Origin of the sequence: Streptomyces sp. NPDC096152, from assembly GCF_044763235.1 — a bacterium.
Taxonomy (GTDB): Bacteria; Actinomycetota; Actinomycetes; order Streptomycetales; family Streptomycetaceae; genus Streptomyces.
On sequence record NZ_JBIWFW010000001.1, the window covers coordinates 723412 to 737180 of the forward strand.

At 73.1% G+C, this 13769-nt stretch carries 12 protein-coding genes; 7 read left to right on the top strand and 5 right to left on the bottom strand.

Features of this window, described 5'->3' with window-relative positions:
• Window positions 1-46 precede the first annotated feature (46 nt).
• Window positions 47-280, top strand: coding sequence for a hypothetical protein (locus ACIQ9G_RS03190; RefSeq protein ID WP_403605450.1), 234 nt, complete (start codon window positions 47-49; stop codon window positions 278-280).
• A 40-nt stretch (window positions 281-320) separates the two neighbouring features.
• Here ACIQ9G_RS03190 and ACIQ9G_RS03195 read toward each other — a convergent pair whose 3' ends face one another.
• On the bottom strand, window positions 321-923 hold the full coding sequence (locus tag ACIQ9G_RS03195; RefSeq protein ID WP_392195423.1) for a hypothetical protein: 603 nt from the start codon (window positions 921-923) through the stop codon (window positions 321-323).
• Between the two features lie 187 nt (window positions 924-1110).
• Between ACIQ9G_RS03195 and npdG the strand changes: the two genes are divergently transcribed.
• Together npdG and ACIQ9G_RS03205 are read left to right on the top strand one after the other, a co-directional pair.
• Window positions 1111-1824: an NADPH-dependent F420 reductase gene (npdG, locus tag ACIQ9G_RS03200; protein WP_403605453.1), complete on the top strand. Its 714-nt coding sequence runs from the start codon at window positions 1111-1113 to the stop codon at window positions 1822-1824.
• Window positions 1825-1828: 4 nt separating this feature from the next.
• Entirely contained in the window at window positions 1829-2095 is a 267-nt protein-coding gene (locus ACIQ9G_RS03205) for a hypothetical protein (protein ID WP_403605456.1), read from the top strand.
• Here ACIQ9G_RS03205 and ACIQ9G_RS03210 read toward each other — a convergent pair.
• The gene (locus ACIQ9G_RS03210; RefSeq protein WP_403605459.1) at window positions 2085-2885 is read right to left on the bottom strand and encodes a site-2 protease family protein; all 801 of its coding nucleotides are present in this window, start codon (window positions 2883-2885) and stop codon (window positions 2085-2087) included. The genes ACIQ9G_RS03205 and ACIQ9G_RS03210 overlap by 11 nt on opposite strands.
• Before the next feature lie 161 nt (window positions 2886-3046).
• Between ACIQ9G_RS03210 and ACIQ9G_RS03215 the strand changes: the two genes are divergently transcribed.
• Complete coding sequence (locus ACIQ9G_RS03215; RefSeq protein WP_403605462.1) at window positions 3047-6928, top strand: AfsR/SARP family transcriptional regulator; 3882 nt, start codon at window positions 3047-3049, stop codon at window positions 6926-6928.
• 28 nt (window positions 6929-6956) lie between these two features.
• On the opposite strand, the gene ACIQ9G_RS03220 is transcribed toward ACIQ9G_RS03215, so the two are convergent.
• From ACIQ9G_RS03220 to panB, 3 genes are all read right to left on the bottom strand, one after another.
• Window positions 6957-7775: an ABC transporter permease gene (locus ACIQ9G_RS03220; protein WP_403605465.1), complete on the bottom strand. Its 819-nt coding sequence runs from the start codon at window positions 7773-7775 to the stop codon at window positions 6957-6959.
• Window positions 7772-8797 carry an ATP-binding cassette domain-containing protein gene (locus ACIQ9G_RS03225; RefSeq protein ID WP_403605468.1) on the bottom strand — a complete coding sequence of 342 codons (1026 nt, stop codon included), beginning with the start codon at window positions 8795-8797 and terminating at the stop codon, window positions 7772-7774. The genes ACIQ9G_RS03220 and ACIQ9G_RS03225 overlap by 4 nt, the downstream gene beginning before the upstream one ends.
• A gap of 255 nt (window positions 8798-9052) precedes the next feature.
• The gene (panB, locus tag ACIQ9G_RS03230) at window positions 9053-9916 is read right to left on the bottom strand and encodes a 3-methyl-2-oxobutanoate hydroxymethyltransferase (RefSeq protein WP_403605471.1); all 864 of its coding nucleotides are present in this window, start codon (window positions 9914-9916) and stop codon (window positions 9053-9055) included.
• A gap of 264 nt (window positions 9917-10180) precedes the next feature.
• Here panB and ACIQ9G_RS03235 point away from each other — a divergent pair, with 264 nt between their 5' ends.
• The 3 genes from ACIQ9G_RS03235 to ACIQ9G_RS03245 all read left to right on the top strand — a co-directional run bounded on the left by ACIQ9G_RS03235 (window position 10181) and on the right by ACIQ9G_RS03245 (window position 13735).
• Window positions 10181-11770: an MFS transporter gene (locus ACIQ9G_RS03235; protein WP_403605474.1), complete on the top strand. Its 1590-nt coding sequence runs from the start codon at window positions 10181-10183 to the stop codon at window positions 11768-11770.
• 106 nt (window positions 11771-11876) lie between these two features.
• The gene (locus ACIQ9G_RS03240; protein WP_356188417.1) at window positions 11877-12503 is read left to right on the top strand and encodes a TetR/AcrR family transcriptional regulator; all 627 of its coding nucleotides are present in this window, start codon (window positions 11877-11879) and stop codon (window positions 12501-12503) included.
• Between the two features lie 173 nt (window positions 12504-12676).
• Entirely contained in the window at window positions 12677-13735 is a 1059-nt protein-coding gene (locus tag ACIQ9G_RS03245; RefSeq protein ID WP_403605477.1) for an endonuclease/exonuclease/phosphatase family protein, read from the top strand.
• Window positions 13736-13769 lie beyond the last annotated feature (34 nt).

Here is a 13769-nt window from a genome sequence, read left to right on the forward strand (position 1 = left end):
ATCCAGGGGCGATGGGGGAACATGTCCCTGGCGAGAGGAGCTGGTCATGGCCCTGTTCAAGAAGCGGACCGCCGGAAAGCCGGGCGAGTGGTACTACTGCCTGGAGCACAAGAAGGTCGAGGAGGGACCCGAGTGTCCCGCCAAGGACCGGTTCGGCCCGTACACCTCCCGTACGGAGGCCCAGCACGCGATGGAGACCGCCCGCGAGCGCAACGTCGAATGGGAGACCGACCCCCGCTGGCACGACGCCCCGGCGGGCGGCAGCACCGACGACGACTGATCGGCCCGCCGCGCGCCACGTGACCGTGCCGCGCGGCGGGTCACCAGCGGGCCGGGGGTGGGGCCGTCAGGGAGTCGGCCAGGCGGGAGAGGCGGTCGCGGAGGCGGCCGCGTCCCCTTGGCGCGGGCAGCGCGTTCTCCCCGGCGGCCGCGCTGACCAGGTGCTGCACGGTGTCCAGGTCCAGCTCGGAGCCGTCCGGCACGGCCAGTGACTCGTGGGCCAGCGCCGCCAGGTCCCGGTCACCGGGGCCGAGGGCGAGCACCGTGGCCCCGGCCCGCCGGGCGTCGTGGATCCGCTCGCACAGACAGCCGCCCGGACCGTCCGGCGCGACCACCAGCAGCGTCTCGCCACGCCGGGCCGCCTCCAGCCGGCCGAGACCGACCGCCAGGTGCGCCGGATCCGAGGGGCGCGCCCCGTGCCGTACCAGCGTCGGCGCCAGCTCCGGGGTGCCCGACCAGGCGGCCTCGTCCACGAGATGCGCCGCCAGGTGCCACGGCTCGTACCGGGGCGTGCCGACCAGCAGCAGCCCGCCGCCGTGCGACACCACGGACCCCCGCAGCACCCCGGCGAACCGCCGGGTGGCCCCCAGCCACTCGGTCCCGGCAAGCACTTCGCGCAGCAACGCGACCCGTACGGCGTCCATACGAGCGCATCCTGCCGCAACCGGGCAGGAGTGACGTGGAGTTCACCCCGAATTCGCCCGACCCGGGGACGACCGGCCGTATCGGACGATCACCTTCCGGCGGGTGGCCGCTGCCGCGGCCCACGGCAAGATCCGAAAGGGAGTCCCTGGACCGGTCGGCGTGCCGGGACGGACGTAGAGTCGGCCCATGACCTCCAGCGACAGTGCACAGCAGCCCGCGAAGGCCCCCGCCAAGGACCCGTGGGACCTCCCCGACGTCTCCGGGCTCGTCGTCGGCGTGCTCGGCGGCACCGGCCCGCAGGGCAAGGGCCTCGCCTACCGCCTCGCCCGGGCCGGCCAGAAGGTGATCATCGGCTCCCGCGCCGCCGAGCGCGCCCGGGCCGCTGCCGAGGAGATCGGCCACGGCGTCGAGGGCGCCGACAACGCCGAGACCGCCCGGCGCAGCGACATCGTGATCGTCGCCGTGCCCTGGGAGGGTCACGGCAAGACCCTGGAGTCCCTGCGCGAGGAACTCGCCGGCAAGCTCGTCGTGGACTGCGTCAACCCGCTCGGCTTCGACAAGAAGGGCGCCTACGCCCTCAAGCCCGAGGAGGGCAGCGCCGCCGAGCAGGCCGCCGCGCTGCTGCCCGACTCGCGGGTGACCGCCGCCTTCCACCACCTGTCCGCGGTGCTGCTCCAGGACCCGGAGGTCGACGAGATCGACACCGACGTCATGGTCCTCGGCGAGGAGCGGGCCGACGTCGAGACGATCCAGGCGCTGGCCGGGCGCATCCCCGGGATGCGCGGCATCTTCGCCGGGCGGCTGCGCAACGCCCACCAGGTGGAGTCGCTGGTCGCCAACCTGATCTCCGTCAACCGCCGGTACAAGGCGCACGCGGGACTCCGCATCACGGACGTATGACCTGATGGGGGACACTGGTCGGCGACGTTCCGAGCAGTGTCCCCGACAGGAGCCGACCATGCCTCCCCTGCCCACGACCGGTCCGACCCGGCGCCTCGCCCTCTACGCCCTGATCGTCTGCGTGCTCTCCGTGGCCGCGGCCGTCGTCTCCTTCGTGCGGGGCAGCTGGCTGGGGATCGTGTGGGTCCTGCTGGCGGGCCTGTCCTCCAACATGGCCTGGTACTACGTCCGCCGCGGCCGGGCAGCCCGCGACCGGTCGGTCACCGGCTGACCGAGCAGAAGTCCGGGGCCGCATTCCAGACCCGGTACAGCGACTGGCCGCAGTAGCTCGCGAAGTCACTCACCCCGAGCGCGCGCAGGACCGCGTCGACCGCGTCGAAGAACGCGCCGTTGACCGACGGCACCCACAGCAGCGCGAAGACGAACAGCAGGCCGAACGGCGCGAACGGCTCCACCTGCCGCTTGACGCTGTACGGCAGCCAGGGCTCGATCACGCCGTAGCCGTCCAGGCCGGGCACCGGCAGGAAGTTCAGGATCGCGGCGGAGACCTGGAGCAGCGCCAGGAAGGCGAGGGCGTACCGGAAGCCGGCGGGCACGTCGTCCATCGTGCCGAGCCAGAACGGGGCCGTGCACACCGCCGCGAACAGCACGTTCGTCAGCGGGCCCGCGGCCGAGATCACACTGTGCCGCCAGCGGCCCCGGATCCGGTGGTCCTCGATGAACACCGCCCCGCCGGGCAGACCGATCCCGCCCATGATCAGGAACAGCACGGGCAGCACGATGCTCAGCAGGGCGTGCGTGTACTTCAGCGGGTTCAGCGTGAGGTAGCCCTTGGCGCCGACTGAGATGTCGCCGCTGTGCAGCGCGGTGCGCGCGTGCGCGTACTCGTGCAGGCACAGGGAGACGATCCAGGCCGCCGTCACGAAGAGGAAGACGGCCACGCCCGGCTGCTGGGCGAACCCGGTCCAGGTGGCCCATCCCGTGACCGCCGTGACGGCCAGGATCCCGACGAAGACGGGACTGATCCGCCGGTCGCTGTGGCGGCTGGTGACGCTGGTCATACGGGACGGCTCCTGGAGGTGTGGGTCGGAGGGGCGGGGTCGACCGTACCGGTGATGTGGGGGGAACGTCCCGTGGAGGGCTGGAGGTTCCTGCCGGTCGTGCGCCCGTGACCGGGGAGACCGGGAAACCCGGAGGAGATGACCCGGCGTTCCCGGGGACAATGGCTCCCGTGCGTTACGGCATCCTCGGCACCACCCAGGCGCTCCGTCCCGACGGCACCGTCGTCCCGGTCGGCGGGGCGCGGCTGCGTGCCCTGCTGACCGTGCTCGCCCTGCGGGCCGGCCGTACGGTCCCGGTGCGCTTCCTCGTCGACGAGGTGTGGGACGGCGACCCGCCCACCGACGCCACGGGCGCCCTGCAGGCACTGGTCGGGCGGCTGCGCCGGGCGCTCGGCGCGGACGCGGTCGCCTCCGCCGAGGGCGGCTACCGGCTCACCGCCGCGGCCGACGACATCGACCTGCACCGCTTCGAGCGGCTGGCCGGCGAGGGCGTGCGGGCGCTGTCCGACGGCGACCCGGCCAAGGCGGCGGCCGCCCTCGACGACGCCCTCGCCCTGTGGCGCGGCCCGGCCCTCGCCGACCTGCCCGACCGCACCGCCGAGGCGGCCCGCTGGGAGACCCGCCGTCTGGACGCGCGCCGCGCCCGGCTCACCGCCGACCTCGCCCTCGGCCGCGCCGACCGGGCCCTGCCCGAGCTGACCGCCCTCTGTGGCACCCACCCCCTGGACGAGCCCCTCCAGTGCCTCCGCCTGAGCGCCCTGCGCGACACGGGCCGCACGGCCGAGGCGCTGGCGGCGTACGAGCGCCTGCGCCGCCTCCTCGCGGACCGCCTCGGCTCGGACCCGGGCCCGGAACTGCGCGCCCTGCACCGGGAGTTGCTGCACACACGCGAGCCGGGCGGGCCGGGCGGGCCGAACGTGCCGGGTGGGTCGAGCGTGCTTGGTGGGTCGAACGTGCCAGGCGACCCGGATGTGCCGGGCGGGTCGGGCGTGCCCGGTGGGTCGAGCAGGTCGGGCGTGCCCGGTGGGTCGGGCAGGTCGGGGGTGCCGGGTGGGTCCGGCGTGCCGGGCGGGTCGAGAGTGCCGTCTGAGCCGAAGGCGGCGAATGCGCCGGGTGAACCGAGCGGGTCCGGCGGGTGGGGCGTGCCGGCCGGGTCGGGCGTGCCGGCCGGCTCGGACGTGCCGGGCGAGCACGGCTTCGGCGCACCTGCGCCGGGGGAGCGCCGTACGGACGCCGTGCCGCCGGGCGGTGCGGGGGCGCCGGAGGCCGCGCGTGAGGCAGGCCGTGTCCCCGGCGGCCGGGACGCGGGCCGTGCGCCTGGAGGACCGGCTCCGTTCGATGCGCGCCGTGCGGCCGGGGGACCGGCCCCGTCCGAGGCGGGCGGCGACGGTTCGCGCGTGCCCACCGCAGCATGGGTCCGCGGCGATCTTCAGCGGGCCGTGACGGGTTCCGCCTCAGACGCCGGTGCGTCCGTCGACGGGCGGGGTGAAAGCGGCCAGGGGGCTCTTCCCGCCGGCGACTCTCCGTCCCCCGGCAACCTGCGGGCCCGGCTCACCTCGTTCGTCGGCCGGGAGGCCGACATCGACTCGATCCTGGCCGACCTCGTCGGCGCCCGGCTGGTGACCCTGCTCGGGCCGGGCGGGGCCGGGAAGACCCGGCTGTCGCAGGAGGCCGCCGACGCCGTCCGGCCCGCGCCGCGGGACGGGGTGTGGCTGGCCGAGCTCGCTCCCGTCGACGACCCGGACGCCGTACCCGAGGCCGTGCTCACCGCCGTCGGCGCCCGCGAGACCGTGCTCTACGGCGCCGGTGCCGAGGAGATGCGGGCCGCGGTCGCCGACCGGCACGACAGCCCCGTCGAGCGGCTCGTCGAGCACTGCTCCCGGCGCCGGATGCTGATCCTCCTCGACAACTGCGAGCACGTCGTCGGCGCGGCGGCCCGCCTGGCCGAGGAACTGCTCGCCCGCTGCCCCCACCTCACCGTGCTCGCCACCAGCCGCGAACCCCTCGGGGTGCCCGGGGAGGTGCTGCGGCCGGTGGAGCCGCTGCCCGACCCCGTGGCGCTGCGGCTGTTCGCCGACCGGGGAGCGGCCGTACGGCCCGGATTCCGCGTCGACGCCGACGACGACACCGCGGCCGCCTGCGCCGAGATCTGCCGCCGTCTGGACGGCCTGCCGCTGGCCATCGAACTCGCCGCCGCCCGGCTGCGGATGCTGACCCCGCGCCAGATCGCCGAACGCCTCGACGACCGCTTCCGCCTCCTCACCTCCGGCAGCCGCACCGTCCTGCCCCGCCAGCAGACCCTGCGGGCCGTGGTCGACTGGTCCTGGGACCTGCTCGACGAGGACGAACGGGACGTCCTGCGCCGGCTGTCCGTCTTCGCGGGCGGCTGCGGCCTCGCCGCCGCCGAGGCCGTGTGCGGACCGGCCGCCTTCGACGCCCTCGGCTCCCTCGTCGACAAGTCCCTCGTGACGGCCGCCCCCGCGCCGGACGGCGAGATGCGCTACCGGCTCCTGGAGACCGTCGCCGAGTACGCCGGCGAACGGCTCGACGAGGCCGGCGGCCGCAGGGAGGCCGAGCGCGCCCACCTGACGTACTACCGCGAACTCGCCCGCACCACCGACCCGTTGCTGCGCGGACCCCGGCAGCGTGCCGCCGTCGGACGGTTCGAGCTCGAGTACGAGAACCTGCGCACCGCCCTGCGGCACGCCATCGCCGAGCGTGACGAGCAGGAGGCGCTGTGCCTGGTCCTGTCCCTGGTCGTGTACTGGCAGATGCGGGACGTGCGCATCGAGGCCCGCACCTGGTGCGCCGAGGTCATGGCCCTCGGGCCCGATCCCTTCACCGAGCCGGTCCGCCGCGCCGCCCCGGTGTGGCAGCGGTGCACGGACAGCCCGCCGCCGATGACCGGCGAGGTGCTCGCCGAGGCCCGGCGCGGCCTCCATCTGGCCCACCTCGCCTGCATGGACACCGAACTGGACGCCTGGGAACGGCCCGAGGCCAAGGAGAAGCTGCGCGTCATCACCGAGGTGTACGAGCCCGGTCTCCCGCAGACCTGCCGCAGCCCCGGCATGGTGTGGATCTTCGCCGTGATGCTCACCGGCGACATGGAACGGCTCCGCACGGTCGTCGACGCCGCCGTCCGCACCTGCCGCGGCAACCCCGCGTTCGAGCACGAACTGGCCAACGCCCTCCAGTTCCGGGCCAACCTGCTGGCCAACCGCACCGACTGGGCCGGTGACGCCGCCCGGGACGCCGAGGAGTCGCTGGAGATCTTCCGCCGCCTCGGCGACGCCTGGGGCACCGCCGAGGCACTCTCCGCACGGGGCGAGGCACTGGAGCGGACCGGCCGGTACCTGCCGGCCGCCGCCGACTACGAGGCCGCCGTGGAGCACGCGGAACGCCTCGGCGCCCACGCCCAGGTGAACGTCCTCAGCGCCCGCCTCGGCAGCGCCCTGCTGGAGGCGGGCGAGACCGAGCGGGGGGAGGCGATCCTGCGCGGGGTGATCGACCGGGGGGACGGCGGACACAACGAGGCGATGCCCCTCGCCCGGGTCGTCCTCGCCTGCCGGATGGGCATGACCGGCCGCGTCGCCGAGGGCCGCGAGCACCTGCGGCTGCTGCGCGAGGACTTCACCATCGCCCACTTCGTCGTCTTCGACGGCTTCATCCTCGGCGCCGAAGCCTGGCTGGACGCGGCCGACGGGCGCCACGAGGACGCCCTCGACAAGGCCCGCCGGGCGCTCGAACGGGCCCAGGACCCGCTGTCCGAGGCCATCGCGCCCGCCATGCGCTCCGCCTACCTGACCATCGCCGCCGTGGCCCTGGCCGGCCTGGACGAGGGCGGCCGAGCCCGGGACGCCGCGCGCTGCGTCGGCGCCGCCGACGCCCTGCTGCCGCCGCGCCACCACCCCACCGCGCTGGAACGCCACGTCCGCGACCGGGCCGTGCGGGGCGTCCGGGCCGTCCTCGGCGACGACGCCTACGAGACCGCCCACGCGGAGGGCGGCGGCCTCTCCGTGCGGGAGGCCGCCGCCCTCCTCTGACGCGTCACGACGAGGACGTACCCGAACGTCAGCTCTTGGTACGGAACTTGTGGATCGCCACCGGCGCCATCACCGCCGTGATCAGCACCGACCAGACGAGGGTCACCCACAGGTCGTGCGCGACCGGGCCGCCGGTCATCAGGCCGCGTGCCGAGTCCGCGAGCGTGGACAGCGGGTTGTAGTCGGTGAAGTGCCGCAGCCAGCCCGGCATCGACTTGGTCGGCGCGAAGATCGACGAGCCGAACTGCAGCGGGAACAGCACCAGGAACCCCATCGCCTGCACGGACTGGGCGTTCTTCAGGACGACACCGAGGGTCAGGAACACCCACATGATCGAGGAGGCGAACAGCGCGGACAGGCCCACGGTGGCGAACAGACCGGCCCAGTGGGTGATGTGGAAGCCGACCAGGACGGCGACGACCATCAGCACCGCCGTCGCGAACAGCATGCGCGCCAGCTCCACCGCGACCTTCGCGAACAGCACCGAGCCGCGCCCGATCGGCAGCGACCGGAAACGGTCCATGACACCGCTGTTGAAGTCCTGGCTGAAGCCCGTGCCGACGCCCTGCGACAGCGTCATGCTCATCATCGCCAGCATGCCGGGGATGACGTACTGCACGTAGCGCTCCTGTCCGCCGCCCAGCGCCTGCCCGATCGAGCCGCCGAAGACGTAGACGAAGAGCAGGGTGAAGACGATCGGCATCAGCAGCGCGTCGAACATCGACTCCGGGTCCTGCCGGATCCACAGCAGATTGCGGCGGATGAGCGCCCCGGTGTGGCGCAGATGGGCGCGCAGCGGGATGCGCGGGTCGGACAGGTGGTCCGGGGATGTGGTGACGGCGCTCATACGGCGACCTCCTCGCGGGCGTCGGCGGGTTGGGCGTCCTGCGGGGCACTGGCGCGGTGGCCGGTGAGGGACAGGAACACCTCGTCCAGGCTGGGCAGTTCGGTGGTGATGGAGGAGAGGGTGATGCCGCGTGCGGTGACCGCGCCGACCGCGGCGGTCAGCTGCTCGTCGCTGAGCACCGGAACCAGCAGGGAGCCGGTGGCCGCGTCGACCGTGGTGGTGGCCAGCCCGGTAATGCCCAGCTCGTCGAGCATCCCGGCCAGCGGACGCAGCTGGAGCGGGTCGGCCGGCCGTACGCGCAGAGAGCGCCCGCCGACCCGAGCCTTCAGCTCCTCGATGCCGCCGCCCGCGACGACCCTGCCGCGGTCGACCACGGTCAGCTCGGAGGCCAGCTGCTCGGCCTCCTCCATGTACTGCGTGGTGAGCAGGACGGTCACCCCGTCCCCGACCATGGCCTTGACCTCGTCCCACACCTCGTTGCGGGTCCGGGGGTCGAGTCCGGTCGTCGGCTCGTCGAGGAAGAGCACGGCGGGCCGTCCGATCATCGAGGCGGCGAGGTCGAGCCGCCGCCGCATACCACCGGAGTAGGTGCTCGCCGGCCGCCGGGCCGCCTCGGTCAGGGAGAACCGCTCCAGCAGCGCGTCGGCGCGGGCGCGGGCGTCCCTGCGTGACAGGTCCAGCAGCCGGCCGATCATGTACAGGTTCTCCCAGCCGGGGAGCTTCTCGTCGACGGAGGCGTACTGGCCGGTCAGCCCGATCACCCGGCGCAGCTGCCGGGGCTGCCGTACGACGTCGTAGCCGGCCACGGTGGCCCGTCCGGCGTCCGGGGACAGCAGGGTGGAGAGGATCCGCACGAGGGTGGTCTTGCCGGCCCCGTTCGGCCCGAGCACCCCCATCACGGTGCCCTCGCGCACGTCCAGGTCCACCCCGTCCAGCGCCCTGGTCCCGCCGTAGTGCTTGGCCAGCCCCCGCACGGTCACGACGCCGTCCGCGCCGCCGGGGTTCTTGTCGATTCGCGTCATGCCCCGAAGGTGTCAGCCACCACCGACAGACCACCGACAGACCACCGACAGACCACCGACACCACCGACACCCACCGACAAGACACCGACAGCTCGCCATCCAGCCCGTCCGGCGCTTGAGGACGAGGCCGCTCAGGCCGACGGGGGTCCGGGGGCGCAGCCCCCGGGGGACGGCCACCCCAGACAACGGGACAGCCCGCCGACGGGGGAAGATCGGCGGGCTGTCCGTGGTGCGGCAGTGGCTTGGCGCAAACCTCAGTGGACGGAGTGCTCCTCCAGCGGGAACGTCCCGCCTACGACGTCCTCGGCGAACTCCTTCACCGCGCTGCCCATGACCTGGCGCAGGTCGGCGTACTTCTTCACGAACTTCGGCACCCGCCCGCCGGTCAGCCCGAGCATGTCGGTCCACACCAGCACCTGCGCGTCGGTGTCCGGGCCGGCGCCGATCCCGACCGTGGGGATGTGCAGCACCCGCGTCACCTCGGCCGCGAGCTCGGCCGGCACCAGCTCCAGCACGACCGCGAAGGCGCCCGCGTCCTGCACGGCCTTCGCGTCGCGCAGCAACTGCGCGGCCGCCTCCTCGCCGCGGCCCTGGACGCGGTAGCCCATGGCGTTGACCGACTGCGGGGTGAGGCCGATGTGGGCCATCACCGGGATGCCGGACTCCACCAGCAGCCGGATCTGCTCGTGCGAGCGCTCGCCGCCCTCCAGCTTGACGGCGCCTACGCCGGCCTCCTTCACCAGCCGGGTCGCCGAGCGCAGCGCCTGCACCGGGCCCTCCTGGTAGGAGCCGAAGGGCAGGTCGCCCACGACGAGGGAGCGGCTGGTGCCGCGCACCACGGCGGCGGACAGCATGGTCATCTCGTCGAGCGTGACGGGCACCGTCGACTCGTACCCGAGATGGCAGTTGCCGGCGGAGTCGCCGACCAGGATCACCGGGATGCCGGCCTCGTCGAAGACGGAGGCGGTCATCGCGTCGTAGGCGGTGAGCATGGGCCACTTCTCGCCGCGCTCCTTGGCGGCGGCGATGTCGCGGACCGTGATGCGGCGCGTGCCCTTGCCCCCGTACAGCGCCTTGCTGCCGTCGGAGGGCTTCTGGGCAGCCGAAAGCTGCGTCATGCTACGGCTCCTTCAGTCATCTCGAGGCGCCCTGACGGCGTCCCCGGATCCCCTCCATGGTGGCACCTCGTGCCGGACAGGGCCAGAGGACCCCCGTGTGATCCCGGTGTGATCCCGGTGGGAGTCCCGTGCCGTCCCGGGCGGTCCCCGTGTCGTGCGGAGGTGCCGGGCGGTTCGGTGTGTGACGGTTCGGTGTGTAAGGTCTCGGTAAAGGATTTCCGATACGAGACGGTCTCGTATCGGAAATGGCCTAGGCTGGTGAACATGACTACTCCTGCCGCCCCTGCCTCCCGGATTCCGGAAGCGGTGCACCGGCGCCGCTGGGCGATCCTGGGCGTCCTGATGCTGAGCCTGCTGATCGTGGTGCTCGACAACTCGATCCTGAACGTCGCCATCAAGACGATCTCCACCCCGGCGCCGGTCGGACTGGGAGCCACGCAGAGCGAGCTGGAGTGGGCGATAAACGCCTACACCCTGGTCTTCGCGGGCCTGCTGTTCACGGCGGGCCTCATCGGCGACCGGGTGGGCCGCAAGAAGGTCCTGCTGGGCGGTCTGGTGATCTTCGGCGCCGGCTCCGCGCTGGCCGCCGAGTCCGGCTCGCCGGCCCAGCTGATCGCCTTCCGCGCCCTGATGGCCCTCGGCGCCGCCTTCGTCATGCCGGCCACCCTCGCCGTGCTGATGAACGTCTTCGAGCGTGACGAGCAGCCCAAGGCCATCGGCATCTGGGCCGGCGGCGTCGGCCTCGCCATCGCCATAGGGCCGATCACCGGCGGTCTGCTCCTGGACCACTTCTGGTGGGGCTCGGTCTTCCTCATCAACGTGCCGATCGTGCTCCTCGCGCTCGCGCTGATGGTCTGGCTGGTGCCCGACTCCCGCGACCCCCGGCCCGGCCGCGTCGACCCGGTGGGCGTCGTCCTGTCCGTCGTCGGTCTGGTCCTGCTCGTCTACGGCATCATCAAGGGCGGCGAGCTCGCCGACTTCACCAACCCGACCGTGCTGGCGACCACCCTCTCGGGTCTGGTCGTGCTCGCCGCGTTCGTGGTCTTCGAGCGGCGCAGCGACCACCCGTCCCTGGACGTGACGTACTTCAAGAACAAGGTCTTCTCGGCCGCCATGACCGCCATCGCGCTGGTCTTCTTCGCGCTGATGGGCGTGACGTTCTTCTCGGTCTTCTACACCCAGAGCGTGCGCGGCTACTCGCCGCTGCAGTCCGGCCTGCTGATGCTGCCGCTGGCCGCCGCGCAGATGATCTTCGCGCCGCGCGCCCGGCTGGTCGTCGAGCGCTTCGGCAACAAGGCCACCACCACGGCCGGCCTGGTCCTCCTGGCCGGCATGCTGGCCGCCTTCGCCGGCCTCGAGGCGGACACGCCGATCTGGGTGCTCGAGGTCGTCTTCTTCCTGATGGGCACCGGCATGGCGCACATCATGACGCCGACCAGCGTGATGATCATGCAGGCCCTGCCGCGCGAGAAGGCCGGCTCGGCGTCCGCGCTCAGCAACACCTTCCGCCAGGTCGGCGGCGCCCTCGGCATCGCCGTCCTCGGCTCGGTGCTGTCCGCGGCGTACCGCGACGGCATCGAGGACAAGCTCGGCCTGCTTCCGGCCGCCCTGCGGGACACCGCGGGCGAGTCCATCGAGGCCACCCTCGGTGTCGCCGCCAGGCTCGGCCCGCGCGGCGAGGCCCTGGTCGGCCCGGCCAACGACGCCTTCCTGCACGCCATGCACGTCACCGCGCTCTGCGGCACCGTGGTCGCGCTGATCGGCGCCGTCGTGGTGGCCGTGTTCCTGCCGGGCCGGCCGGCCGCCCCGCAGGAGGGCGAGGAGGAGCAGGAGTTGGTGGCGGCGGTCGAGTAGGGCTCGACGGGGGCGAGCAGTTTCGCGACGGGGGGACAGCAGTTCTCTACGGGGGGTCGAGCGCCCGGTAGGACAATCTCCTCAGTGCGACGAAAGGACGGACCCAGTGAGCCTCGCCGACAGCCGAGCCGCTTCCGAGCTTCCCGTCCGGGGACGACCCCGGAGCGAAGCGGTGGAGCGCGCCATCATGGAGGGCGTGATGAAGCTCCTGGAGGAGGGCGTGCCGCTCGCCGAACTCTCCATCGAGCGCATCGCCCGCACCGCGGGTGTCGGCAAGGCCACCATCTACCGCCGCTGGAGCGGCAAGGAGGAACTCTTCGTCGACGTGGTGCGCGCGGCCGAACCGGCCGACCCCGCGCTGCCCGGCACCTCCCTGCGCGACGACCTCGTGGCCCTGCTGGAGCAGTTGCGGCGGCGCGGACTGGTCAGCCGCTCCTCGGCGATCCTGCACAACGTCTACGCCCAGATGAAGAGCAGCCCGAAGATCTGGTGCGCCTACCACGCCACCGTCGTCGAGCCCCGGCGCAGGCTGCAGATCGAGATCCTGCGCCGGGGGCAGGAGAACGGCGAACTGCGCACCGACGTCGACGTGGACCTGCTGAACGACCTCTTCGTCGGCCCGATGCTGGTCCGCACCGTGATGCGGCCCGACGCCGACCTGCCCGAGGGCCTCGCGGAACAGATCGTGGACTCCCTGCTCGAAGGGCTACGACCCGTCAGTTCCCCGGCCTGATGTGCGCGTTTCGTCACAGACCGCGGCGATCCGCCGATCACCGGAACTCACCGCGCCGACTTGTTCGTCCTCGTGCCCGTACGGCCGTCATGGAACGGCGGAACGGAGCCGATCATCCCCTAGGGTCGTAACCCGGGGGTGACGGTGTGCACGGCAGGCGGTGAGGCAGCGGTATGGCGCAGCAGGCGTACATGACGGAGACGGACAACGGCGGCTCGGAGCCCGAGCACCGGGGCTCCCGGCTTCGGCGCCTGGCGGACCGGTTGCTCGACGGCTGGCGCGGCGACCCGCGGATCTGGCGGCGGGGCGTCCTGACCGCCGCGGTCGCGCTGGTGCTCGCCCTGGTGATGCTGCTGCACTCGCGCATCCCCAACCGCGTGGGCAACCTGGGCAGCCTCACGGAGACCTTCCTGCCGTGGCTGGGGCTCCTCGTCCCGGTGCTGCTGCTCCTGGCCCTGGTGCGCAGGTCGGCGACCGCGCTGATCGCGGTCCTGCTGCCCGCGGTGGTCTGGGTGAACCTCTTCGGCGGCCTGCTCACCGACAAGACGGCCACCGGGGGCGACCTCACGGTGGCCACGCACAACGTCAACGCCGACAACCCCGATCCGGCCGGCACCGCCCGCGACGTGGCCGCCTCCGGCGCCGACGTGCTCGCCCTGGAGGAGCTGAAGGCGTCGGCGGTCCCGGTGTACGAGAAGGCGCTCGCCGGGACCTACCGGTACCACTCGGTGCAGGGCACCGTCGGGCTGTGGAGCAGGTACCCGCTCGCCGACGTCCGGGGCGTCGACATCAAGCTGGGCTGGACGCGGGCCATGCGCGCCACCGTGGCGTCGCCGTACGGCCCCGTCGCGGTGTACGTCGCGCACATGCCGTCGGTGCGGGTGAAGGTGAACGCCGGGTTCACCGCCCGGCAGCGCGACAAGAGCGCCGACGCGCTGGGCGAGGCCATCGCCGCCGAGCCGCTGCCCCGCAAGATCCTGCTCGGCGACCTGAACGGCACCATGAACGACCGGTCGCTCAACGAGGTCACCTCCCAGATGCGCTCCACGCAGGGCGCGGCGGGCAGCGGGTTCGGGTTCAGCTGGCCGGCGTCGTTCCCGATGGCGCGGATCGACCAGATCATGGTCAAGGGCGTCGAGCCGATCGGCTCCTGGACCCTGCCGCGCACCGGCAGCGACCACCTTCCGGTGGCGGCGCGGGTGAACGTCCCCCGATCCGCAACCGGGTCTTAACCCGCTGGAATACCGGGCCTGGCAGGCTTTGTTC